We start from the raw sequence: 24,468 nt of genomic DNA on the forward strand, positions 1-24,468 counted from the left end.
ATCAGCTTTCCCACGCGCCGGAGTTGCCCTGCGAGATCCTGATTCCGAGATCATAGGCGGTACTGACGGCGAGTTGAATATGCTCGGGATTCTCCACATGGACGACCGGGAACGGGAAAGCGAGGATTCCTTCGGGAATGGCGGGGCCCATGACGAGGCCGAGTCGTACGTCATGACTTCGCATTCCCTCGTAGATGTCGACGAGGCTGATCGGGTCGGTGGGATTGCGCTCGAACATGTCCCGCACTTCGTCCGCCGTTTTCAGCTCGCCGCGCTCCAGACAGGAGAGCAGTGGAATGCGTGGTGCGGTGAACGGCAGCTGTGCCAGATGGGGCGCGAGGAACTCGCGGAAGGGCCCCCGCAGCGGCGAGTGAACGGCGATGGTGCGGTCGGGCAGCGGCACGATCGCGCCGGGTGCGGACTCGGCGGCCAGGCGCTCGATCGCCGTACGGTGACCGGCGAGCATGACGATGCGCTGGGACCCGTCCGCGACGGGGCCGAAGTCACCGGCGAGGTGGACGTCCGGGAGACCCTGCCAGGGGGGCGGGGACTCCGCGTCCCCGGCCTGCTGGAAGGCGAGGGCCATGCCCTCGTCGGCGGCACCGGGGAGGGGATCGGGGGCGTCGGCCGTCCGGGCCAGCATCCTGAACAGGGACTCGCGGTCCAGGGCGCCGGCCAGACAGCTGGCCGTCATCGCGCCCAGGCTCAGCCCGCCGAGCACGTCCGGGCGCAGGCCCGCCTCCGCCAGCAGGTCGTGCACGGCGATGGCGAGCGCCGCCTCACGTATCGTGCCCGCGCTCTGCCGCCGCTCCCGCCCCTCGGGCAGTTCGCCGCGCAGGATCTGCTCCGCCGTCAGGCCGGTCCACCCGGATATCTCTCCGTACAGCCGCTGTACGAGTGGTGAGGACTCATACAGTTCGATCCCGTGTGGCTCGGCCCCGACGCCACCGCCGAACAAGTACCCCAGGGGCATGCTTACTCCTGTTCACACTTCAGGACGTTCTTTACCGCACGGACATTCAGGAGTGACTCACGAACGTTGAGAAATGAAAATGCTGGCCGAGCCGGACGGGCGGCGGCATAAGGACGGTAAGAGGTACGGGAATGAACTTCGGCGAGCCTAACACCGGGACCGCCGGGACAGAACGGGACCTTCCCGATTCAGCCATTACCCCATTGGTCCGGACCTCCGTGGCGGAAAGGCGCAAACAGGCCAGCGCCGAACGCCACGGGCGCCTGGGAATTCAATCCGCCGCGCACGCCGCGGCACGCGCTCCCCCACGCCCGGAACGGCGTTCTCCACCACTCCCGCCCGGCCTCCACCCAGGGCCGGGAACGCGCCAGCGGCTCATGCCAAAAGCGGTTGCCACACGGGCAGGACGACGCAGCCGCCCCTCCCGCCCCAAGCAGCCACCCCGCCGGAGGTGGCGCAAAGCCTTAGTCAACCGTTCGAATGAGACGTCACGCGAGCACACACCCTCGAACCGGCGACGGCCTCCGGCCACCCGCACCGCGCCACGGAGTTGGCGTGTTCACGGCCCATCGTCCGGGCGCACCCGAATCATCGTGTGGAGACCACCTGGCTCTCCCGGTCACTACGCCACGACAGGAAGCGACACGAGTCCGCGGACCAGTCGCGTGCGGCGCCGGTCCAGTCGGTCGGCGGGTACGGCGAGGCGTGTGCCGGGGAAGCGGGTCAGCACCGCTCGCAGGGCGACCTCCGCCTCGGCCTTGGCCAGGGGGGCGCCGACGCAGCGGTGGATTCCGTGGCCGAAGGCGAGGTGGGCGGCGGCGTCGCGGTCCAGGTCGAGCAGGTCCGGCGAGAGGAAACGCGCGGGGTCGCGGTTGGCCGCTCCGAGAGCGATCTGCACCGGGACGCCTGCCGGGATCTCGGTGCCGCCGAGCGTGAGGGCTTGCGTGGTGAACCGGAACGTGGCCGTGCTCACGGGGGAGTCGAACCGGAGCAGTTCGTCCAGCCGGGCGGGGATGTCGTCCGGGTCGTCCTGGAGGCGACGGAGCTCGGCCGGGTGCTGGAGCAGCGCCAGCAGGGCGTTGCCGAGGAAGTTGGTGGTGGTCTCGTGTCCGGCCACGAGGAGCAGTACGGCCAGGGAGACCAACTCCTCCTCGCTCAGGCGCTCGTCCCCGTCGCGGGCCGAGATCAGCCGGTCGAGGAGGGAGTCGCCCGGGGCCAGGCGCTTCGCCGAGATGAGGTCCGTCATGTAGTCGGCCATCGCGTGGGAGGCCGCGTCGATGACGTCGGGCTGTCCGGCCGCGAACAGCTCGGCCGACCAGCGCCGGACGTGCGGCCGGTCGGCCTGCGGGACTCCGAGCAGTTCACAGATCACGATGACCGGCAGCGGCACCGCGAGGCCCGCCACGAAGTCGAACCGCTCGCCCGCGCGCCACTGGTCGAGGAGCTCATCGGTGACGCGGGCGATGAACGGACGCAGCTCCTTGACGGCACCGGTCGTGAACGCCTTGGTGACCAGCTTGCGCAGCCGGGTGTGCCGGGGCGGGTCGCTGGCCAGCATGGTGTGGGCGACCGCCGGGTGCAGGCGACGCCGTGACTCCTTGCCCGCGAAGAAGACGGCCGTGTCCTTCGAGAGCCGGGCGTCGCCCAGGGCCGCTCTGGCTTCCGCGTAGCCGGTCACCACATAGCCCTGATGCCCTCCGGAACCGAGGGGCACGGACCGCACCGGGCAGGTGGACCGCATGGCCGCGTAGGCGGGATAGGGGTCCTGGAGGAAGTCGGGATCCCGAGTCGGGTCGCTCATGTGCTCGGGCTCCAAGGGGTTCCGGCCTGCCGTCGTCGGCGCCAACGATAGCCACGTCCGACGAGGGGCCTTGCGTGAACCCGGCGCCACCTGCCGGTGAACTCCGTACAACCAGCTCCGCCCTTCGGGGGTCACATCAGGTAAACCCGCAACCCGTCGACCGAGTGGGCCTCCATGCAGCACAGCCGCCGCATCCTGACGTACGCCATCGCAGTCGCCGCCACGGTCACCGCCGGGGCCGTCCTTCCGGCCGGTGCCTCCGCCGCCGCACCCCGTTCCGCCACGAGCGACTTCAACGGCGACGGCTACGCGGACCTCGCCGTCGGCGTCCCGAACGGGACCGTGGGCGGCAAGGCCGGGGCCGGGTACGTGAACGTCGTCCGGGGCGGCCCGAGGGGCGTCGGCGCGCACGGAAGCATGCGCGTCACCCAGGCCACTGCCGAAGTGCCCGGCACCCCGGAGGCGGGCGACCGCTTCGGCGCGTCCGTGGCCCTGACGGACCTCAACGGCGACGGCATCGCGGAACTGCTCGCCGGAGCCCCCGGCGAGGACGTCACCGACCGCGGCACGGACGCGGGCACGGTCATCGCCGTGGGCGGTTCGGAGACCGGCCCGGGCCCCGGCTCGACGGTCCTGACCGGGCCCTCGCCCTCGGCGGCGTACGGCACCTCGATCGCGGCGGCCGACCTCACCCGCGGCGGCAACAAGACGATCGTGATCGGCGGTACGGACAAGGTCGTCGCCCGCGTCATCGTCGGCGAGGACAGCATGGTCACCACCGTCGTCGCCGCCCCCATGGGCGGCCGCGCCCCCGTCCTGGCCACCGGTGACTTCGACGACGACGGCACGGCGGACCTGGCCGTCGCGTACTGGACGGCGGGCAGCCCCAGCACGCAGTCCCACGTGCGCCTGTGGAAGTGGGACGCCGACCGGTCCGAGATGGCCAACTTCTGGAACACGGACAACGCGGGCGTGACCGCCCTGGCCGCCGGAGACTTCGACGGCGACGGCCGCGACGACCTGGCGCTCGGCGAGTGCCGTGAGATCGCCGACGAGAACATCGACGACCCCTGCGGCCCCGAGCGGCTCGCCAAGGGGGGCGGCATCCACGTCCATTACGGGAGCCCCGAGGGCGGCCCGTTCGGCCGCCGCGCCCAGACCCTCAACCAGGACACGGCGGGCGTCCCCGGAGTGGCAGAGGACGGTGACCGCTTCGGCGCCGCACTCGCCGTCGCCGACGTCAACCGCGACGGCCGCGACGACCTGATCGCGGGCGCTCCCGGCGAGGCCGTCGGAAGCGAAGCGGGGGCGGGCGCCGCCTGGCTGCTCAGCGGCGGCGCCAAGGGCCTGCTCGACGCGGGCGGCGCCGCCACGTCCGTCGCCCGGAACCAGGACACGCCCGGCGTCCCGGGTGTCGCGGAGGCGGGCGACGCCTTCGGCGCGGCGGTCGCCGGGGGCGATCACAACGCCGACGGAGTTCCGGATGTCACGGTCGGCTCCCCCGGCGAGAACGCCTCCCTTGGCGCCGCGTGGCTCCTGCCCGGCGGATCGGCCGCCCGCTCGACGGCCTTCTCGCCCCGCACGCTCGGCCTCCCCTACCTCTCCACGGCTCAGAAGTACGGCAAGCCGCTGGGCAGCCACTGAACGGCCCGCCGCGGCACGCGGGCCGCGGCGGCTCGGGGCGGCCGGGGCCGGGTGGGTCGGGTCACTCCGTCAGGGGCAGGCACTCGGCGAGCAGGCCGACGATGTCGCGCCAGGCCCGTTGGGCGTGGCGCGGGTGGTGGCCGACGCCGGGGAGGACGGGCTGGTCGACCGGCGGATGGTGGAAGGCGTGCAGGGCGCCGCCGTAGACCACGAGGCGCCAGTCGACGCCCGCGTCCTGCATCTCGGCGGTGAACGCCTCCCGTTGGGCGGGCGGCATGATCGGGTCCTCGGACCCGACCCCGGCCCACACCGGGCAGCGGATGCGCGCCGCCTCGCCCGGCCGGCCCGTGGTCAGTGCGTTGACCGTGCCGATCGCCCGCAGACCGACACCGTCGCGTCCCAGCTCCAGGCCGATCGCGCCCCCGGTGCCGTAGCCGACGGCGGCGATGCGGTCGGGATCGGTACGCGGTTCGGCGCGCAGCACGTCGAGCGCCGCATGGCCGATGCTCCGCATCCGCCCGGGGTCGGCGAGCAGCGGCATGCACCGCGCCAGCATCTCCTCGGGGTCCCTGAAATAGCGCCCGCCGTGGATGTCGAAGGCGAGCGCGACGTACCCCAACTCGGCCAGTGCGTCGGCCCGTTGGCGCTCGACATCGCTGAGCCCCGTGCCCTCGGGCCCCACCAGGACCGCGGGGCGGCGGCCCGCACCGCCCGGCAGCGCGAGGTGGCCGACCATGGTCAGGCCGTCGGCCGGATACGTCACCGTACGCGTCGTCACCCTTGTCATGGGACGGACCCTAGTGATCGTCGCGCCCGATGGGGCCGTTGTTCTGCCACGGGCAGAACACCGAATCCGACGGTGAGGGCGAGGGGGGCGGGTCGGACGGTCCCGTAGGTGAGGGGGATGGGGTGCCGGAGGGGGATGGCTCCCCGGAAGGGGTGGGGGTGGGGCACTCCGGGTCGGTCGGGGTCGGGGTCGGAGTGGGGTCGGGGTCGGAAGGGGCGGGGCTCGTTCCGGGGGCGGAAGGGCTGGGGCCGGGGCGGGGCGGGTTCGGGGAGGAGGAGTCGCCCGGGCGCGGGCGGGAGGGGTGGGACGGCCGGGGGCCGACGACCACGCCGGCGGGCCGGGTCGCGGGCGTCCTGCCACCCGGCCCGGGGCCGGTCGGCAACGGGCCCCGGCCGTCGGGCACCTCGTGGACGCCGCGTCGGTAGAAGTCCAGCCAGGCCAGGACGGTGCGCAGGTAGGCGGCCGAGTGGTTGTAGCTGAGGATCGCCCGGTCGAGGTCCGCCTCGTCCGCCAAGTCCCGGTCGCCCGCGCACAGATAGCGTCCGGCGGCGAGCGCGGCGTCGTGGATGTTGCTGGGATCGGCGCGGCCGTCGTCGTTGCCGTCGGCGCCCCAGCGGGCCCAGGTGGAGGGGATGAACTGCATCGGCCCGACCGCCCGGTCGTAGGTGGTGTCACCGTCGTACGCGCCGTCGTCGGTGTCGGGGATCCGGGCGAATCCGGTGCCGTTGAGGACGGGCCCGAGGATGGGCGTCAGCGTCGTACCGTCCGCGTCGACCCGGCCGCCCCTGGCCTGCCCGGACTCCACCTTGCCGATGGCCGCGAGGAGTTGCCAGGGCAGCCCGCAGCCGGGGTCGGTGGCGGCGAGGGCGGCCTCGGCGCGCCGGTAGGCGGCGAGGACGGTGGCCGGGATGCCGGACTGGGCCCGCGCCGCGGCCGCCTCCCTCCTGCCGACCGGAACGCCCTTTCCCGCCCGCAGGGGCGGGAGTTCGGTGTGGTAGGAGTCGGCCGACGACCCGGCGGGCGGATCCCAGCCGCCGCCCCCGGTGCCGCCTTCCGGGGCGGCGCCGTGGCGGGGCGGAGCGAGTGGGCCGTCGGGGGCCGCCGACGCGGTGAGCCCGGCCATCACGAGGGCCGCGACGACGGTGCCCGACATGCCGCGGCGGAAGCGGCGGCTGCCCTTCCTGCGGTGCCTGTTGCTCGTTGCCATGGCTCACCTCTCGGGGTTTGCGGCGCTCAGCAGGTGGAGGCGGCGGGTCGGCCGGCGAAACGGTCGGCGAGGTACCGCATGGCCTCGGCGTTGGCCGCCTGGATCGGCCAGAGGTGGTCGGCGACCGGCGCGCGGCCCGTGGTGTCGTACGTCTTCCAGGTCAGCGGCACGCCTTGCGCGCAGTACTCCTTGTGCAGGGCGTCGGCCTGGTGCGGTTCGACGAGGGCATCCTGGGTCGCGTGGTACTGGAACACCGGCACCTTGATCTTCGGCGTCCTGCCGAGGGTGTTCTCCGTGTAACGGGCGACCCAGGGCGCGTCGACGAGCGGACTGCGGGTGACGTACGCGGACAGCGGCTTGTTGCCGTACTTGTTGATCATTTCCAGGGCGCAACCGCCCGCTTCGAGGTCGGCGACCATGGCGTGTCCCGCGTCGTTGAGCACGGCACCGAGCCTGAGCTCCGGGTACGCGTGGTCGAGGCCGATGAGGGCGTAGAGGAGGAAGCCGGAGCCGGGGCGTCCGTTGAGCGGCAGGGCGACCTCCATGAGATCGCCGGGTACGCCGCCCGCGACGATGCCCCTGAGCTTGAGCTCGGGCGCGTAGTCCGGCTGGAACTCCCCCGCCCACAGCGCGGCGCCACCGCCCTGCGAGTAGCCGCGGAACACGACCGGCGCGTCGGCGGAGAGCCCGGCGGCGGGCAGTCGCTGGGCGGCGCGGACCGCGTCGATGAGAGCGGGGCCCAGGGACCGGCCGACCATGTACGTCGTCTTCGGAGTGGGCCGGTAGCCCTCGTAGTCGGGGACGGCGACCGCGTAGCCCGCCTCGAGCATGGCGTTGATGACCCACTGTTCGTACAGGGCGCCCTTGGCGATCAGCCGGGACGGGGTGCAGCGGAAGGCGGGGCCCTGGGTGCCGGGTCCCCAGCCGACGACGGGCCGCGACGCGGGGGCGCCGCCCTTGGGCACCAGGACGGTGGCGGTCGCCGCGTGGGGCTTGCCGAGCGCGTCCGTCGAGCGGTACATCACCTGCCAGGTGTCGGCCAGGGCGCGGGGTGTCGGGGTGCCGGGGTCGACCTTGCGGGAGCGGATCACGTCGCCCGGCTTTCCGTCGGGCAGGGCGTCCGGGGGTACGTAGAAGTCGTCGGGCGGCAGCGTCGCGGCGGCGCTCGCGGGGGCCGGGCGGGGCTCGCCGCCCGCCGTGCCCGCGGACAGCGTGCAGGCCGCGAGGATCAGGGCGAGGGCTACGCCGAGTCGTCCCGCTCGGCGGAAGACCGGTACCGGCATGTCAGTTCCCTCCGCTCGCGGGAGCGTCGTCCGGGCCGCGGCGGGCGATCACCCGGTAGGCGTTGCTCAGCGAGGTCCGCCGTACGAGCGGCGCGAGCAGCAGGTCGAGGCCGTACGCGGCGAGGACCGGCGGCAGCGCGGCGAGCGCCACGGCCCAGCGGACGGCGACCGCGGCCCGCCCCGGCCGTCGCGCCAGCCAGGGCGCGTCCTCCTTGGGCATGGCGCGGGCCGCCCAGAACCAGGTGGCGCAGGCGAGGTCGACCGGGATGTGCTGGTCGCCGCGGCGGTGGGCGGACACGACGGTGAAGCCCATGCGTTCCAGCTCGCGGCAGAGGTTCCCGATCGGCACGAAGTGCAGGTGCTGGGGCTGGAACCAGGGCATCCAGCGGCCGCGGAAGAGCCTGCCCAGCGGGGATTCGGGATTGGGGACCTCGATGAGGAGGTGCCCGCCGGGCCGCAGAGCGGTGCGGGCGGCGACGAGTTCGCCACGCGGCGTCAGGGTGTGCTCCAGGTAGTGGAACATGCTCACCGTGTCGTAGCGTCCGGCCAGCTCCTCGGCGAGCAGCGTGAACTGCCCCCGGTACGCGGCCGCGATCCGCCCCTCCTTCACGGCGAGTTCGACGCTCTCCCCCATGTCGAGGCCGTGGAACTCGGTGTCCGGGAGCTCCTCCCTGGCCGTCGCGCAGAAGTGGCCGTGCGAGGTGCCGACGTCCAGCCAGCGCCGCGGGCTCGCGTGGGCGCGCAGGGCGCGGGCGCTGTGCCGGAAGCGCTTCACGCTGCCGCGCCCGGCGAACATCCTGGCCGTCGTCTCCCCGCCCAGGCCGTCGTAGAAGTCGCCGTAGTAGAAGTCGAGTCCCTCGGAGGTGAGTTGCGGATTCTGGAAGACGTGCCCGCAGTCGCTGCACGCGTCGAGGACGAAGGTCCCCGGCTTGTTCTGCACGTGGTCCCGGCTGCGCAGCCGGTGCTGCAGCCGGTCGGAGGCGCACCAGGGGCAGGTGGTGCGCGGGGGCCGGAAGAACCGGCCCGTTCCCTCGGCGAGCAGCCGCTGGTAGTGGGGCCTTCGCGCGGCTATATCTGCAGTCCGTGCCACGGGTTCTCCTGTTCTGCGACGTGTTCGGCGGTGAGCTCTTCGAGATGTGCGGCCGCGGTGGGCGCTCCGCCCGCCGCGCGGAAGGACCGGGCGATGCGGCGGGCTGCCTCGGCGTAGTGGGGCTGCCCGAGCACGGTGTCGAGAGCGGATCCGACGGTCTGGGCGTCTGCCCGGCCGAACCGCACCCGTACGCCCGCTCCCGCGTCGGTGACCTGCGCGGCGACCACGGGCTGGTCGTCGCGGATCGGGGCGACCACCAGGGGGACCCCGTGCCACAGGGCCTCGGTGACGGTGTTGTGACCGGCGTGGCAGACGACGGCGTCCGCGCGCTCCAGGAGGGCGAGTTGGGGAATCGCGGGGCGGATCAGGACGTCGTCGTCGCCGCGCGACGGGCCGAGGAGTCCGCCCGGATCGGCGACCACCGCGCGCAGGTCGCGTGAGCGGGCGCGTACGGCGTCGACGCACCGGGCGAGGAAGCGGGCGCCCACCGTGGCGTTGACGGTGCCGAGGGAGACCAGGACCAGCGCCCGGCCGTCGTCCCGGTCGACCCACTTCCAGGGGAAGTCGGCGATGTCGCCGCGCGAGCCGAGTGCCGGTCCGACGAAGTGGACCGGGCCGCGGTCCCGCGCCGGCGGGCCGGTGAGTTCACTGGTCGAGAAGACGAGCGTGAGCCGTGGCGAGAAGCGCGGGTCGTGGCGGGCCGAGGGGTCGCCGAGGCGCTGTCGCAGGCCGTCCAGGAGGTCGGTGAGCCACTGGTCGACCTTCGGGATGCCGATGAGGCTGCCCGAGAGCTCGGCGGAGGTGGTCGAGGAGGTGACGTGGGGGACGCCGAGCCGCTCCGCGACCAGCGCGCCCGCGACCGTCTGCTGGTCGACGACGAGCAGGTCGGGTCCGAACTCCATGACGGCGGTGGTCACTCCGGGCGCCATGGCGTACGCGAGCGGCGCGAAGAAGTCGTCCCACAGGAACTTCAGGGCCGCCACGCCGCGCAGCTCGCGGGGACGGTCCTCGATGCCCGGCGCGCCCGCGCAGGGGAAGACGCGGCTGTCCGCGGCCACGAGGCCCCGCAGGGCGGCCGGTTGCCCGGCCCAGGCCACCTCGTGGCCCCGGGCGGTGAGGGCGGCGGCGACGGCCGAGGCCGGGTTGATGTGACCGGCGAGCGGCGGCACGACGAAGAGGAAGCGGCTCATCGGGCGACGCCCCCGGAGAGCAGCCGCCGCACCGTCCAGTCCAGGGTGAGGGCGCCGACGTGTTCGGCGGCCTCCACCAGGACCGAGTGCTTCTGGCCGGGCACCACGACGACGTCGCAGTCCGGAAGGAGTGCCGCCAGGCGGGCGGTCTCCTCGGCGACGAGGCCGCCCTGGCCGTTGACGAGCAGCACCGGGCGGTCGAGGGCGCGGAGTTGCTCGTCGGCGAGGGTGCGGCCGCCCGGGATGTCCCGCGTGATGGAGGTGGTGGCGATCAGCCGCCCGGCGGCGCGTCCGAGGCGGGCGATGTGCGCGTCGTGCAGGGCGTCGCCCTGCCGGGTGGAGGCGAGCGCCCCGTACTCGGCGACGAACCAGGCGAGCGCCTCCTCCTCGGACCGCTCCCCCGTGGCCCGGTGCAGGGCCCCGGTCATCGTGGCGGCCCAGTCGCGGGTCGCGGGTCCCGACTCGACGACGGTGACGAACGCCGTACGCGCCGGGTGGTGCACGGCGAAGTCCAGCGCCACCGTGCCGCCGAAGGAGTTGCCGACCAGGTGCGCCGGTTCGTCGATGCCCAGGGCGTCGAGCAGGGCGACGAGGTCGCCGGTGAAGTCCTCCAGGGTGTAGCCGGTGGGCGGGCGTTCGCTGCGGCCGTGCCCGCGCAGGTCGTACATGAGGACGTCGAAGCCCGCGTCCGCGAACTGCGGGCCGAGCGTGAAGTAGAAGCTGGCGAGGCTGTCGATGAAGGCGCCGTGCAGGAAGACGACGGTCGGCACGCGGCCGTCGGCCGTCGTGACGTGCGCCCCGGACCGGTGGGGAAGCCGCTGTACGTGGTGGAGGAGGCCGTTCGCCCGCACCCTGGCCACGGTCAGCCTCCCGCGCCGGGCCGCAGGGCGCGGCAGAGGTACGCGACGAGATCGCCCACCGTGAGGGCGATGATCTCGTCGAGCTCCAGGCTCGCGAGGTAGGCGGCGAAGTTGGCGTCGGGCCCGTACCGGTCGGCGAGCAGCCCGGCGAGGGTGACCAGGTCGATGCTCTCCATCTCCAGGTCGTCGCCCAAGCGGGAGTGCGGGCCGATCCCGTCGGTGTCCGGGGCGTAGTCGCCGAGCACCGTGGTGATCATCTCGGCGACTTCTCCGAGCACGTGGCGCTCGTCGGGCGCCGCGGTCGTCTTCACAGGTCGTTCTCCTTCGCTGTCCAGGCCACGACGTAGTCCTTGTGCTGAGTTCCGGGCGCGGGGGCGGGCCCCAGGTGTTCGCAGCGCACGTGGTGGCGCTGCCGGTCCGTCTCGACGACCAGTCCGTACGGGCGCACCCCGCAGACGGCGAACCGCCGCGGCCGGCCGCGCAGGCCAAGGCCCTCGGCCTTTGCCGCGGCTTCCTTGGCCGCCCAGAAACGGGTGAACCACACGGCCTCGCGCTCCCCGCCCGCGGCCGTGGCGAGCAGGGCGCGTTCCCGGTCGTCCAGCGCGAGGTGCCGGGTGGCATCGGTCCGCTCGGCGACGACCTCGACGTCGATGCCCACGCCCGTGTCGGGGTGCTCCCGTTCGCCGCGCGGCCGTACGAGCGCGACGGCGGTCTCCGCGCGGTGGGCCAGTGACAGGTCGAGGGCGGGCAGTTCCCTGCCGTGCACGCCGACGGCGTACGGCCGTCCTTCGGCGTCGTTGCGGACGGCGATCTCGGCCGGGTACACCGCGTCCGCGCACCGCCGCCACAGCCAGTGCCGTACCGCGTCCTTCGCGGCGATCCGGCCGAGCAGCCACTGTCGCCGGCCGCGCGGCGGGTGCTGTTCGTAGGCGGCGCGCTCGGCGGCGCCCAGTTGGGTGCGCATCACCAGGTCGCGCGAGGCCAGGTCGGGCCAGGCGTCGGTGAGCAGCGTCCAGCCGCCGGGCCGGGCCTCCGACAGGGTGCGGCGCTCGGGGTAGCCGCCGGGCCGGTCGGCGCCGGGCACGTCGAAGCGGCGGTCCTGCCAGCCGGTGATCTCGGCCCAGACCGTGCCGCCGACGCGCAGTTGTACGTCGGCGGTGAGCGCGGGGCCGGTGAGGGAGACGATTCTGACGTGGCACCCGACGGGAGTGCCGGGGGCCGGATGCGGGCCGAAGAAGCGGAAGGCATCCATCCGTACGGGGAAGACGACGGTGCGCTCGGTGTGCTCGGCCAGGATCCAGTGGCCGAGCAGCTGGCCGACGTTGTCGAGGAGCGCGCCGGGGGCGGCCGGGGCGGTGATGGTCCCGCGGACGTGCCGGTCGCCGATGCCGGTCAGCTCGGTGATCCCCTGGAAGGCCGGGCCGTGGAACATCCACCGGTCCCGGTAGAGGTCCTCGGCGGTGATCGCGCAGGGCCGCTCGCCCGTTTCCAGGGGCCAGGCTGCGGGCGGTCGGCCGGGGTAGCCGTCGGCGAGTTCGAGCACGGCCCGCGCATACGGCCCGAATGCCACCCGCACGAGCCGCTCGTCGGGCTCGGGCGTCACGACGACCTCGACCCGGCCGGCGGGCTCGGCCGCGAGCCACTGCTCCAGCCTTACGTCGTACACCGCGACGACGCGGCGCCCGGGAAGGGCCCGCTCGGCGGCCCGCATCATGTGGTGGACGACGGTGGTCGCGGGGACGACCGGGTGCCGGTCGGAGAGGTCGGGCCAGCCGGGGCGCTGCGGGATGAAGCAGTGGTCGAGGAGGTGGGGCATCGCGGTGGTGTCGATGGTCAGCCGGGTGCGGTCGAGGGGCTCGGGGGCCGTCGGCGCCGTGCGGGTGTTGCGCCCCGCGGGGCGGGTCGGTTCCGTTCGGGCGGTGGACGGCGTCGCGGGCGATGCCGGGCCCGGCGGGGCCGTGGCCCGCTCGGACGCCGCGGCCGCGGTGAACAGCGCCACCGCCGTGTCCGCCGTCTCGGCCAGCGCGGACCGCAGTTCGGCCGCCGCGGGGAACCGGGTCGCGAGCGCGTCGAGACGGCCGGGCGCGGGCGGCGGGGTGCGGTCCAGCGCGGCGAGCAGGTCCGCGCGCAGTTCCGCTCGTACGGCGGAGGGCAGCGACACGGACGCGGCCCCGAGGTCGAGGCGTACCGGTGTCCTGGCGGTGGCACGGCGGGGCAGCGGCGCGTTCGCGGCCCGGGGGCTGCCCTCGGCCCACAGCGCGGCGACGACGCGGCGCAGCTGGGCGAGACCGCCGCAGCGGGGCGTGTCGGCGGCGACGGTCAGGCCCTCGCGGCCGGCCAGGGTGTCGTCGATCAGGGAGCTGAGGCGACCGGTGCCCACCTGCACGAAGGCCCGGAACCCGGCCTCGTACATCGCGTCGATCAGCGGCCGGAAGCGGACCGGCTCCAGGAGATGGCGTACGAAAAGGGCCCGGACGTCGGCCTCGCCGGAGGGGAAGGGCGCCGCGGTGGTGCCCGACCAGACGGGGATACGGGGCGTGCGCACGGGGGCACGGTCCACACCGGCCGTCAGGGGGGCCAGATAGGGCGCGAGCATCGGTGTGTGGAAGCCGGAGCGGAACGGCAGGATCTGGGCGACGATCCGCCGCTCGCGGAAGTCCCGCACCAGGACGTCGACCGCGTCCTTCGGGCCGCAGATCATGGACTGGGCCGGGGCGTTGTCGTGCGAGAGGACCACGTCGGTACGGTCGCCGAGCACGGCCCGGACCTGCTCGGCGGACGTGCCGAGCGCGGCGAACGCGACGCCGGGGACGCTGAGGGAGTCGGGGTCGAAGTCCGCGAGGAGGGCGTCGGCCGTGGCGGTATCGTACAGGCCGCCCGCGAGCATCGCCGACCACTCGCCGATGCTGTGTCCGGCCACCGCGTCGGGTTCGATGCCCAGGGCGCGCAGGGCCCCGTCAAGGACGCGGCCGACGGCGAGCACGCCGATGCCGTGGCGTCCGACGTCGCCGACGACCGGGGCGTTCCCCGTCGGCAGCGACAGTCCGAAGTGCCGGGCGACCTCGCCGACCCGGGGCGCGAACTCCGCCTCGAGACCGGGGAAGACGAACGCGAGTCTGCCGCCGGCCTCCGGAGTGAGCAGGGGGTCCGGGGCGAACCACACGTCTCCCCTGCCCCGCCAGGCACGTCCCTTGGCCACCGCGCGGCGGGCCAGGGCGAGGCGTCTGGCGTCGGGGGCCACGACCGCGAGGCGGATCCGGCCCGGCGGCGGCTCGGTGTCCGCACGGTCGCGCAGGGCGGCGTCGGGAGCGGTGAGCCGGTCGGCGAGGAGTTCGGGGCTCTCGGCGGTGAGGCGGAGCACCGGTTCCGCCTCACGGACGACGGTGCGGGCCGGTGCGGCAGGGGGCCGCGGAGCCTGTTCGAGGACCACGTGGGCGTTGATGCCGCCGAATCCGAAGGCGTTCACCGCGGCCCTGCGGACCTCGGCGTCCCACGGCCGTGCCGCACTGAGCGGCCGGAAGCGGGTGGCAGCGAGTGCCGGGTGCGGGTCCTCGCAGTGCAGGGTGGGCAGCAGCGTCGCGTGGTGCAGGGCGAGCGCGGCCTTGATCAGACCCGCGGCGCCCGCGGCAGGCATGGTGTGGCCGATCATCGATTTCACCGAGCCGATGACGCCGCGTCGCTCGTCCGCGGAGCTCCCGTGCGGTGGCCCGAACACCGTTGCCAGCGTGGCGAGTTCGGCCGCGTCACCGGCCGGGGCCCCGGTGCCGTGGGCTTCCAGGAGGCCGAGGGCGCCCGGTGCGCGCGGGTCGAGCCCGGCCGCCCGCCAGGCCTGCCGGACAGCCCGGGCCTGGCCGCCCGGATCGGGGCTGACCAGGCTCGCGGCGCGGCCGTCGGCCGCGACGCCCGTACCGCGGACGACCGCGTAGACGCAGTCCTCGTCGCGCGTCGCGTCCGCGAGGCGCTTGAGGACGACGATGCCGGTGCCCTCACCGATGAGGATGCCGTCGGCCTCGGCGTGGAAGGGACGGCTGCGCTCGGACGGCGACAGGGCCCCGAGGCGGCTGAAGACGCTCCACAACGTGATGTCGTGACAGTGGTGGACGCCGCCCGCGAGCACCATGTCGCAGCGCCCGGTGGTCAGTTCGGCCACCGCCTGGTCGACGGCGATGAGCGACGAGGCGCAGGCCGCGTCCGTCGTGTACGCGGGTCCCCGCAGGTCGAGCCGGTTGGCGATGCGCGACGCGGCGAGGTTGGGGACCAGGCCGATGGCCGCCTCGGGCCGGTCGGGACCCAGCTGTCCGACGAAGGCGTCCTCGATGCGGGCGAGCCGGTCGGCACTCAGTTCCGGCAGCAACTCCCCCAGGGTGTGCCGCAGTTGCCGGGCCGTACGCACCCGCTGGTCGTTGCGGGCCTGGGCCGGGGTGAGGTAGCCGCCGCGGCCGAGGACGACACCGATGCGGTCGCGCCCGGGGAGGCGCTCCTCGCCGCCCGCGTCGGCGATCGCGCGGGCGGCGACCTTCAGAGCGATCAACTGGTCGGGTTCGGTGCCGTGCACGGAGTCCGGCATCACACCGAAGCCCGCGGCGTCCACCGTGGCGAACTCGTCGACGAAGCCACCGCGCCGGCAGTAGATCCGCTCCGGATAGAGAGAGGCGTCCCAGCGGTGCCCCGGCACCTCGGCGATGGCGTCGGCTCCGGCGACGAGGTTCCGCCAGTACGCAGCGAGGTCGGGGGCGCCGGGCAGCAGGACCGCCATGCCGACGATGGCCACATCCGTCATCGCGGCCTCACAGACCCGACGCGGTGAGGACGACGGACGTCGACGCCGGGTCGCCCCAGGCGAGCTCGCGGAGCAGGGCGAGCACTCCCTCGTCGGGGTCGATCAGTCCGATGCCGCGGCGCGTGTAGTCGCGGCCCAGCTCCGGGGTGACCATGCCGGTGTGAGCGCCGACGGGTGCCCAGGGCCCCCAGTGCACGGTGAGCGCGCGGTGCCCCGTACGAGCGGACCAGTCGGCGCCGAGGCTCTCCAACGCGTCGTTGGCGGCGGCGTAGTCGCACTGGCCGCGGTTGCCGAGCACGGCGGAGACGCTGCCGAACAGGACGGCGAACAGGCGTTGCCGCCCTTCGGAGAGCGCGGCCGCCGCGTCCAGGAGGTGCCGGGCCCCGTCGACCTTGGTGCCGTACACCCGGCCGAACGACGCGGCGTCCTTGTCGGCCATCATCCGGTCCTCGATGACGCCCGCACCGCCGACGACGCCGTCGATCCTGCCGTGCTCGGCCATGACCTCCTTCAGCACCCTGTCGACGGCGTCCGCGTCGCGCAGATCGGCGGCGTGGTAGCGGGCGGGGCTGCCGAGGCGGGTCAACTCGTCGAGCGTGGCCGCGACTTCGCGCTGCGCGAGAATCAGCCCGGCGGCCCGGTCGACCTCACCCGGGGAGCGAGCGCCCCGCGCGGCGAGCGCCGCACGCAGCTCGGCGCGGTCCCGCGCCACGGCTGTGGCCGGGGGTTCGGGGGCGTCGGGCAGCGGGGTACGGCCCAGGAGTTCGACGCGGCAGCGTGCGGCGGCGGCGAGAGCCAGGGCGAAGCGGGCGGTGATGCCGCGCCCGCCTCCCGTGAGGACCACGACGGACTCGGAGGTGAGCCCGCAGGCCGCCGCCTCGGCCCCGCCGTCGGCCGCGGGTCCCGCGCCGCGCTGCGCGGACGCGCCCAGCACGGCGGGCTGTGGGCGTGGCGCGAACCGGCCTCGGGGCGTGTGGTCGACCACGGGCTCGGACCCGAGGTCGGTGCGGGTGTCGGACAACTCGGCCACCAGAGCGTCGGCGAGGGCCGCGTCCGGGGGCCACTGCGGGAAGCGCACCAACCGCACGCTCGTGGCGGGGTGTTCACGCGCCGCCGTACGGAACAGACCGGCCAGACCGGCACCCGCCGGGCCCGAGGCCGGGCAGGCGCAGATCAGCCGGGCGGGATGGCGCGCCAGCGCGGCGGCGAGTCCCGCGAACCCGGCGGGGAGCGCGGGCCCGGCGTCGTCCGCCAGCGCGCCGAGGTGGACGACGCCGTCCAGCGCGCCGAAAGCGTCGGTCAGCACGTGGTCACGGCCGAGCGGGATGGCGTCGGCCCCGCGCTGCCGGAGGGCGGCGGTCACCAGGGCGGTCACGCGGCTTGCCCGGTCGGCCTGGTCGGCCCGGTCAGTCCGGTCGGCCCGGTCGGACTGGTCGACCTGCTCGGCGTTCTGGTCCGCGCCGGTGGTGTCAGCCGGTCCCGGGCCCGCAGGCGCCTCGCCGAGCACCGCGAATCGCTGACCGGTGAGGTCGAGGTCCGCGCCCCCTGTCGGGCTCGCCAGGGGTTCCGGTCGGACGACGTAGCGTCGGGGGGCCGCTGCCGGGAGTGCCGTCGGCGGCGCGTCTTCCCGAGCCGGGGCTTCGGGCGGTCCGGCTTCGGGGGGTCCGGCCTCGGACGGTCCGGCCTCGGACGGTCCGGCCTCGGACGGTCCGGCCTCGGGCAGGCGGCCATCCGCAGACAGCCCGAGGGCATCGCCCTCCTCCGCAGGCCCCGCCTGTGCGCGTGCCCTCAGCCACTCGGTGATCGCCTCCGCGGTACGGGCCCGGGACAGCGCTTCGAGTGCGGCGTCGTCGAGCCGTACCGCGTCCGCTCCCGCGCCGAGCAGCCCCGCGAGCTCCCCGGCGATCTCCGTACGCTTGATGGAGTCGATGCTGAGGTCGGCCTCCAGGTCGAGGTCGGGCTCGATCATGTCCGCGGGATAGCCCGTGCGGTCGCTGATGATCCGCAGAACGGCACCGAGCAGGTCTGCGTCGGTCACGGGCCGCGGCCGTACCGGCTCCTGCTCGTGCCCCTGCTCGTGCTCCTGCCCCTGCTCCTGCTCCTGCTCCGACTGGCCTGCCTCCGGGCGCGCGGCGTGCCCGTCTCGTACCGGGGCGGCGGGCAAGACCTCGGCGCCGGTCGCCGACGAGGCACCGAAGTGGGCGAGCAGCACGTCACGTTGGGCCGCCACCAGCTCCCGCGTGCCACGGAGGAAGTCGGCGAGCAACGCGTCCCGGCCCCCCGCTCCCCCGTCATGGTGCGCGCTCGTACCGGTCATGTCGGGCTCCAGAGTGATGCGTCGGGCCGGACGCAGCGCGCCGGGCAGGGGCTCGCCCGAGGCGTCCCGGACGAGGTGGCCGTCGACGGTCCAGGCGGCAGTCCTGGCGGGCGCGGACGGCTCGGGGCCGGTCGCGGCACGGCCGTGGAACAGCCACCCGGTGGCCACGGGCACGCCCGCGACCGCGAGCCGGGCGAGGGCGGTGAGGAAGCCGGGCAGTCCGGCTCCGGCCCGCGGTTCGGTGGGAATAGCGTGGTGCGGGCGGTCGCCCAGGATCCGGCCGACCAGCGCGCTCAGTACGGTGCCGGGGCCCGCCTCGACGAAGACCCGCGCCCCGGCCGCGTACATCGCCTCGATCTGCTCGGCGAACCGTACGGGCGAGGCGATCTGCTCGGCGAGCCCGGCACGGATCGCTTCGGGCGAGGCCGGGTAGGGCGCCGCGGTGGCGTTGGCCCACACGTCGAACTCCGGTACACCTACGGCCACTTCGGCGAGGGCTTCGCCGAACGCAGGTCCCGCGCCCGCGAGAAGCGGGCTGTGGAAGGCGCAGGCGACGGGCAGTAGCTTGGCGCTGTGACCGGCCTCGCGCAGCGCGCTCACCGCGTCGCGCACCGCGTCGGCGGGGCCGGAGATGATGCTCTGGGCGGGGGCGTTCAGGTTGGCGAGGACCACCCGGTCCGCCCGCCCGGCGGCGCGCAGGGCGTCCAGGATCGGGGCCGCGCCCGCCCCGATCGCGGCCATGGCGCCGGGGACGTCGCCCGCCGCGTCGAGCATGACCTCGGCACGGCGGCCGCTCAGCGCGATCAGGGCGTCCGGGGTGAGGGCGCCCGCCGAGCACAGGGCCACGAGTTCGCCGTAGGAGTGCCCGGCGGCCATGTGCGGCCGCACCCCTGCGCGGGCGAGCAGATCGGCGGTGGCGAGCCCCGCAATGCCCAGGGCCGGTTGGGCATTGCGGGTGTCGGTGAGCCCGGCGCGCTGTCGTTCGTCGGCGTCGGAGGTGAAGCCGGTGGGCGGATAGAGCGCGGGGACGCAGGCGGATCCGCGGCGGAGGTGCTGCTGCACCTCGGGGAAGGCGATGAACAGGTCACCGCTCATGCCGGGGCGCTGGCTGCCCTGGCCGGGGAAGAGGAAGGCGATCCGGTTCTCCGCATACGCGCCCGCGCCGGTGTACGTGTACGTGTCCGCCTCGGCGAGGAAGATCCCGGCTGCCGGGTCGTGTTCACCTGCCACGGCTCGACGCAGCAGTACGGGCAGGCCGTGCGGGTCGGAGGCGACGACGGCGATGCGTACCGGCCCGGTGCGCCGCGCGGCCCGCCGGGCGGCGGCGGCCGCGAGGTCCCGCAGGCGCGGTGGGCCGGGCTGCCGGTCCATCAGGTCGAGCAGCAGCCGTACCTCGCGGGCGGCTCCTTCGTGGTCGTCGCCGTGGAAGGTGAACAGCTCCGCGGGCCAGTGGGCGTACCCGTGCGCGGGAGGCGCACCGCCTTCGTGGGCGAGCAGGACCACGTGGAAGTTGGTGCCGCCGAATCCGAAGGCGCTGACCCCGGCGCGGCGTTCGGCGGGCCCTGTCGCCCAGGGGCGGGCGACCGTGTGGAAGGCGAAGGGGCTGGAACGTGGGTCCCAGGCCGGGTTGGGGCGGGTGAGCTGCCGGGTGGGCGGCAAAACGCCGGTGTGCAGGGCCAGGGCCGTCTTGATCAGGCCGGCCAGGCCCGCGGCGCACTTGGTGTGCCCGATCTGCGACTTCACGGAGCCGAGCGCGCAGGCTCCCGCACGGGCGCCCGCCTCCGTGAACACCTCGGTGAGCACGCTCAGTTCGGTACGGTCGCCCACTACGGTGCCGGTTCCGTGGGCCTCGATGAGACCGACCTCGGCCGGTGAGACACGCGCCTGGGCGTAGGCGCGCTCCAGAGCGAGGCGCTGGCCCGCGGGTCCTGGCGCGGTGAGGCCGAGGGCGCGGCCGTCGCTGGAACGGCCCACCGCGCTGATCACGGCGTAGACGCGGTCGCCGTCGCGTTCGGCGTCGGCGAGCCGCTTGAGCACCACGCAGGCCACTCCCTCTCCGAGTGCGATGCCGTCGGCGTCCGCGTCGAACGTGCGGCAGCGGCCGGTCGGGGACAGGGCGCCGACCGAGGAGAAGAGCAGGTAGTCGTTGATGCCGTTGTGCAGGTCGGCGCCGCCGCACAGCACCAGGTCGCTGGCGCCCTGGACGAGTTCCTTGCAGGCGACGTCCACGGCGGCGAGCGAGGAGGCGCAGGCCGCGTCGACCGTGTAGTTGGCGCCGCCGAGGTCGAGGCGGTTGGCGATGCGGCCGGAGATGACGTTGGCGAGCATGCCAGGGAAGGAGTCCTCGGTGAGGCGCGGCAGTTGGGCGGACAGGGCCTCGGGCACGGAGTCGAGGTAGGAGGGCAGGACGGTGCGCAGGGTGGTGGCGTGGGCGAGGTCGCTGCCCGCTTCCGCGCCGAACACGACCGACGCGCGGGAGCGGTCGAACGCGCGGTCCGCGTACCCGGCGTCGTCGAGTGCCCGGCGGGCCGCTTCGAGGGCGAGGAGCTGAACGGGCTCTATGGCGCCGAGCGAGGCGGGCGGAATGCCGTAGGACAGGGGGTCGAAGGCGATACGGGGCAGGAAGCCGCCCCAGCGCGAGGGTGAACCTTCGCCCCCGGTACCGGCACCGGTACCGAGGTCGGCGTCGGCGTCGGCGTCGGGGCCGCCGACGCAGTACACGGCCGGGTCCCAGCGATCGGCCGGGACCTCGGTGACCGCGTCGGTCCCGGCCAGGATCTGCGCCCAGTACGCGTCGAGACCGTCCGCCTGGGGGAACATGCAGGCCATGCCGACGACGGCGACGTCCAGCGGCTCGGGAGCGGCGACGGTCCTCGGCGCCGGGGGCGCGAACCGGGCTTGCAGAAGGGCTCGTTGCCCGTCCAGGAACTGCCGTGCCCCGAGTCCGACCTCGAGGTGCAGCGCGCGGATCGTGGTCGCTCGCGTACGGAGCAGGGACACCTGCCCGGCCATGAACATTCCGGCGGCCAGTTGCCGCTGCTCGTCGGCGGGGGCCAGTTCACCGTCGCGGCGCTCCACGCCCTTGGTCGCGATCCGCAGCCGACCCAGGTTCAGGCGTTCCAGCTCCGCCCATATCCGCTCCGGCGCGAGGCCCCGCTCCCGCAGCCTCCTCTCCTCGGCGGCGAAATCCGCGGTGAAGGGGCTCGGCACGCACCGGGTGGCGTGGCCGGGCGCGGTACGCAGGAGCGCGGTCGTCCGAGCCGCGGCGACCTGCTCCTGGAAGCGCGGCTGTACGGCGCCGAGGGCGACGGCCTCCTCGGTGAAGAGGTACGCGGTTCCCATGAGCACGCCGACCGCCATGCCCCGCGCGGCGAGCGGGGCGGCGAGGGCCGTGACCATCGCCGAGGACCGCGCGTCGTGGATGCCACCGGCGAACATCACCTGGACCCGCGCGAGGGAGCCGGGGTGGTCGGCCGCGTAATCCTCCAGGACCGCCAACTGCGCTTCCCACAGCGGGAAGGAGGCAAGCGGCCCGACGTGTCCGCCGCACTCGGAGCCCTCGAAGACGAACCTGCGGGCGCCCGCTTCCAGGTACTGCCGCAGCAGTCCGGCCGACGGGACGTGCAGGAAGGTCCGGATACCGACGGCCTCCAGTTCGGCCCCCTGCCCCGGTCTGCCGCCCGCGATGACGGCGTGGCTCGGCCGGGCCTCCCGTACCGCCGCGAGCTGCGCCTCGCGGATCTCCTCGTCGGCGAAGCCGAGAATGCCGACGCCCCAGGGGCGGTCGCCCAACGCGGCACGGGCGGCGCTGAGGAGGGCGCGGGCCTGTTCGGCGTCCGCGAGGGCCAGCGCCAGGAACGGCAGCCCGCCCTCGTCGGCGACGGCCGCGGCGAACTCGGGCCGGTCGCTCACCCTGGTCATCGGGCCCTGTGCCAGCGGGAGTTCGACACCTTGGACGCCTGCCGACGGGGGCTCGGGGGCCACCGCTTCCGCGAGGGCGGTACGCATCCCTCGTATCGCCTTCGCCGTCGTCCCCCACCGCGCGGCGAACCGGGCGGCCAGGAAGCCGTCCTCGCCGACGGGGAGCGCCGGCTCTTCGCCGAGGCCGTCGCGTGCGCCGCGGGTGTCGCGTGCGCCGCGGGTGTCGCGTGCGCCGCGGGTGTCGCGGGCGTCGCCGCCCCGCGCCTCACCGCCCGCCGCTCCCCGTACCACGCCCCTTCGGCGCAGGATCCGCCTGCCGTCGACGACCACCGTCTCCGTGCCGTCCATCCCTTCCAGCGCGGCCCGGTCCCTTTCGGGCAGGCCGGATTCGGCGAGCAGGGCCAGCTGGGTGTCGAGGACGACCCCGTTCGCACCGCCGAGCACGGCGGCCGCGGCGGTACGGGGCCCGATGCCACCGCACGCCCACACGGGCAGCGACACCTCGGGGTCCGCGAGGAGCTGCTGCAACAGGACGAACGTACTGAGGTCGCCGACGCGTCCGCCGCTCTCACTGCCGCGCGCGACCAGGCCGTCGGCCCCGTCGGCCACCGCCCGCACGGCCTCGTCCCGCGTGGTGACCTCGACCAACACGGAGTAGTAGTTGCCGAGTTCACCCGGCAGCCAGGCGGAGTCCACGCCGAGCAGTACGGTGTGCGGCCGCCCGTCCGCGGACGCGTCCAGGTCGCCCGGGCGCAGGGCACAGCGCTCCCCCACCCGTACGCCGAAGCGGTCGGGCTCCCAGCGGCAGAGCCGGGCGAGTTCCTCGCGTGCGTGCCGGTCGCCGGTGCCGAGGTCGAGCATGCCGAGACCGCCGGCCCGGCACACCGCACTCACCAGACGGGCATCCGGGCGGCCGAAAGGGCTCACGCCCATGACTGCGTCCAGGCTTTCCTCAGAAAACAGCACCAGAACTCCGACCGCTCGGCTTCGCAGGCATTTACGTTGAATGGAAAAACGAGTCGAGAGCGGAAGTTATGGCGTCCCGAGAAACAGGTCAAGGGACGTTTCGCCGCGCACCGAAGTTCTGTTGTGCGGTGAGTACGCAGTCGGGAGTACTTGTCATCCGGAACCACTCCGCGTTTTTTGGCAACCGCGTATGAATCCCAGCGCCTCTATGCTCACCCAGCGATGAAGCCGTCACCGAATACGAGCAACGGGATACCCCTGGTAATCCACACCTTGACCGCCCAACTACCCGTCAGTAGTTTACGAATCCAAAACAGGGCCGTAACTGGCGAGGACAGCGACAAGTGCGGCCATTCTCCCTTCACCCGTTCTGCTCCTTCACGCAGTACGAGAGGCAGCTGATGAGAGCTCAGCGAAAGAGAACCAGGACGCGCCGCGTCCTGTGTACAGTCGCGGCCACAGGACTGGTGGCCGGACTGGTCACCCTGACGGCAGGCACCGCCGCCGCCGATCCGGTGCAGCTGGACCAGAAGTACACCTGCAAGTTCCCGATCATCAACAACGACCCGATCGAGATCCACATCTCCTCGGACATGCCCACCTCCATGAAGGTGGGTGAGACCGTCCCCGAGTACGACATCAAGGCCGTCACCAAGGTCGGCGCGCGAGCGGCCCAGGGCCTCGGCGTCATGGGCGCGGTGACCCTGGAGGGCAAGGCCACGGCGGACGTGGTCGTCACGCTGCCCGGCGGCGACGGCACGTTGCCCATCAAGGTCGTCAACACCGTCGCCAAGACCAACATCCCCAACCCGGCCGCCGCCTTCGACGTCAACGCCAGCGGCAAGTCGCCCGGCTCCCTGCTGACGTGGGCCAAGCCCGGCACGGCGAAGTTCGACGTGAAGGGTCTGAAGCTGCACAACATGGTCGCCCGGGACTCGGCGGGCGCGCCGATCCAACTCCCGCCGTTCGGTGACGAGTTCGACGCCACCTGCGCGCTCGACGCGGGACAGGCGACGCTCCTGCACACGATGGAGATCCAGGGCGACGACCCCGGCCCCGGGCCTGGCCCCGGCCCCACGACCGGCAAGCAGAACGTGAACACCAAGGTCACGCCCAAGCAGGGCGGCGGCCAGCTCACCATGGCCCAGGCGGGCGACACCGTCGCGCTGTCCCCGGTCGAGGAGGGCGCGGGCGGCAACTCGACCGGCGATCTGCAGAAGGTGACCGTCAAGGACGCCCGTAACGGCGCCACGGGCTGGTCGCTCACCGGGAAGGTCACCGACTTCACGGGCGGCGCCGGCAGCATCGGCGCGGACAAGCTCGCCTGGACACCGTCCTGCGCGACGGCGGCCGGATCGGCGAGCACCTGTGTGCCGGGCACTCGGGGGCCGGTCGGCACGGTGGGCGCCACGCTCGCGAGTGCGCCCGACGCGGCGCGGACCGGCGGAGAGTTCACGGTCGGCGCGGGTCTCGCGCTGGACGTGCCGAAGACCGCGGCCGCCGGTGACTACGCGGCCGTGCTCACGCTGACGCTGACCTGATTCCGCGCCCTGCCCGGTGGACCGGCCGTTGTGCGACGGCCGGTCCACCTCTCGCGCGTTGCTCCACCCTCTCCCCTCCTCCCCCATCTCTTCCTTTCTCCCCCTCCT

Annotated in this window: 13 protein-coding genes; 2 read left to right on the top strand and 11 right to left on the bottom strand. The window is 74.0% G+C overall.

The window, feature by feature from the left end; translation table 11 throughout:
• Nucleotide 1: 1 nt before the first annotated feature.
• Both ACZ69I_RS15565 and ACZ69I_RS15570 read right to left on the bottom strand, forming a co-directional pair.
• Nucleotides 2-973: an ACP S-malonyltransferase gene (locus ACZ69I_RS15565; protein WP_470832612.1), complete on the bottom strand. Its 972-nt coding sequence runs from the start codon at nucleotides 971-973 to the stop codon at nucleotides 2-4.
• Between the two features lie 622 nt (nucleotides 974-1,595).
• Nucleotides 1,596-2,774: a cytochrome P450 family protein gene (locus ACZ69I_RS15570; RefSeq protein ID WP_470832613.1), complete on the bottom strand. Its 1,179-nt coding sequence runs from the start codon at nucleotides 2,772-2,774 to the stop codon at nucleotides 1,596-1,598.
• Nucleotides 2,775-2,948: 174 nt separating this feature from the next.
• Between ACZ69I_RS15570 and ACZ69I_RS15575 the strand changes: the two genes are divergently transcribed.
• Nucleotides 2,949-4,418 carry an FG-GAP-like repeat-containing protein gene (locus ACZ69I_RS15575; RefSeq protein ID WP_470832614.1) on the top strand — a complete coding sequence of 490 codons (1,470 nt, stop codon included), beginning with the start codon at nucleotides 2,949-2,951 and terminating at the stop codon, nucleotides 4,416-4,418.
• A gap of 61 nt (nucleotides 4,419-4,479) precedes the next feature.
• Here the strand turns inward: ACZ69I_RS15575 and ACZ69I_RS15580 are convergent, their stop codons facing one another.
• The 9 genes from ACZ69I_RS15580 to ACZ69I_RS15620 all read right to left on the bottom strand — a co-directional run bounded on the left by ACZ69I_RS15580 (nucleotide 4,480) and on the right by ACZ69I_RS15620 (nucleotide 22,786).
• The gene (locus ACZ69I_RS15580; RefSeq protein WP_470832615.1) at nucleotides 4,480-5,205 is read right to left on the bottom strand and encodes a dienelactone hydrolase family protein; all 726 of its coding nucleotides are present in this window, start codon (nucleotides 5,203-5,205) and stop codon (nucleotides 4,480-4,482) included.
• Between the two features lie 10 nt (nucleotides 5,206-5,215).
• Nucleotides 5,216-6,412, bottom strand: coding sequence for a lytic transglycosylase domain-containing protein (locus ACZ69I_RS15585; protein ID WP_470832617.1), 1,197 nt, complete (start codon nucleotides 6,410-6,412; stop codon nucleotides 5,216-5,218).
• A gap of 26 nt (nucleotides 6,413-6,438) precedes the next feature.
• Nucleotides 6,439-7,695 (bottom strand): lipase family protein, encoded by a 1,257-nt coding sequence (locus tag ACZ69I_RS15590; RefSeq protein ID WP_470832618.1) that lies wholly within the window; start codon nucleotides 7,693-7,695, stop codon nucleotides 6,439-6,441.
• Nucleotide 7,696: 1 nt separating this feature from the next.
• Nucleotides 7,697-8,635 carry a class I SAM-dependent methyltransferase gene (locus ACZ69I_RS15595; RefSeq protein ID WP_470832619.1) on the bottom strand — a complete coding sequence of 313 codons (939 nt, stop codon included), beginning with the start codon at nucleotides 8,633-8,635 and terminating at the stop codon, nucleotides 7,697-7,699.
• A 128-nt stretch (nucleotides 8,636-8,763) separates the two neighbouring features.
• A complete protein-coding gene (locus ACZ69I_RS15600) occupies nucleotides 8,764-9,975 on the bottom strand; it encodes a glycosyltransferase (RefSeq protein WP_470832620.1) in 1,212 nt (403 codons plus the stop codon).
• Nucleotides 9,972-10,835 carry an alpha/beta fold hydrolase gene (locus ACZ69I_RS15605; RefSeq protein WP_470832622.1) on the bottom strand — a complete coding sequence of 288 codons (864 nt, stop codon included), beginning with the start codon at nucleotides 10,833-10,835 and terminating at the stop codon, nucleotides 9,972-9,974. Before ACZ69I_RS15605 ends, ACZ69I_RS15600 begins: the two co-directional genes overlap by 4 nt.
• A gap of 2 nt (nucleotides 10,836-10,837) precedes the next feature.
• Nucleotides 10,838-11,146, bottom strand: a complete 309-nt coding sequence (locus tag ACZ69I_RS15610; protein WP_467675174.1) for an acyl carrier protein — start codon at nucleotides 11,144-11,146, stop codon at nucleotides 10,838-10,840.
• Nucleotides 11,143-15,615: a beta-ketoacyl synthase N-terminal-like domain-containing protein gene (locus ACZ69I_RS15615; RefSeq protein ID WP_470832623.1), complete on the bottom strand. Its 4,473-nt coding sequence runs from the start codon at nucleotides 15,613-15,615 to the stop codon at nucleotides 11,143-11,145. Before ACZ69I_RS15615 ends, ACZ69I_RS15610 begins: the two co-directional genes overlap by 4 nt.
• 7 nt (nucleotides 15,616-15,622) lie before the next feature.
• Entirely contained in the window at nucleotides 15,623-22,786 is a 7,164-nt protein-coding gene (locus ACZ69I_RS15620; RefSeq protein ID WP_470832625.1) for an SDR family NAD(P)-dependent oxidoreductase, read from the bottom strand.
• Between the two features lie 500 nt (nucleotides 22,787-23,286).
• Between ACZ69I_RS15620 and ACZ69I_RS15625 the strand changes: the two genes are divergently transcribed.
• Nucleotides 23,287-24,360: a DUF6801 domain-containing protein gene (locus ACZ69I_RS15625; RefSeq protein WP_470832626.1), complete on the top strand. Its 1,074-nt coding sequence runs from the start codon at nucleotides 23,287-23,289 to the stop codon at nucleotides 24,358-24,360.
• Nucleotides 24,361-24,468 lie beyond the last annotated feature (108 nt).

It is taken from the genome of Streptomyces sp. NPDC036815 (genome assembly GCF_055609205.1).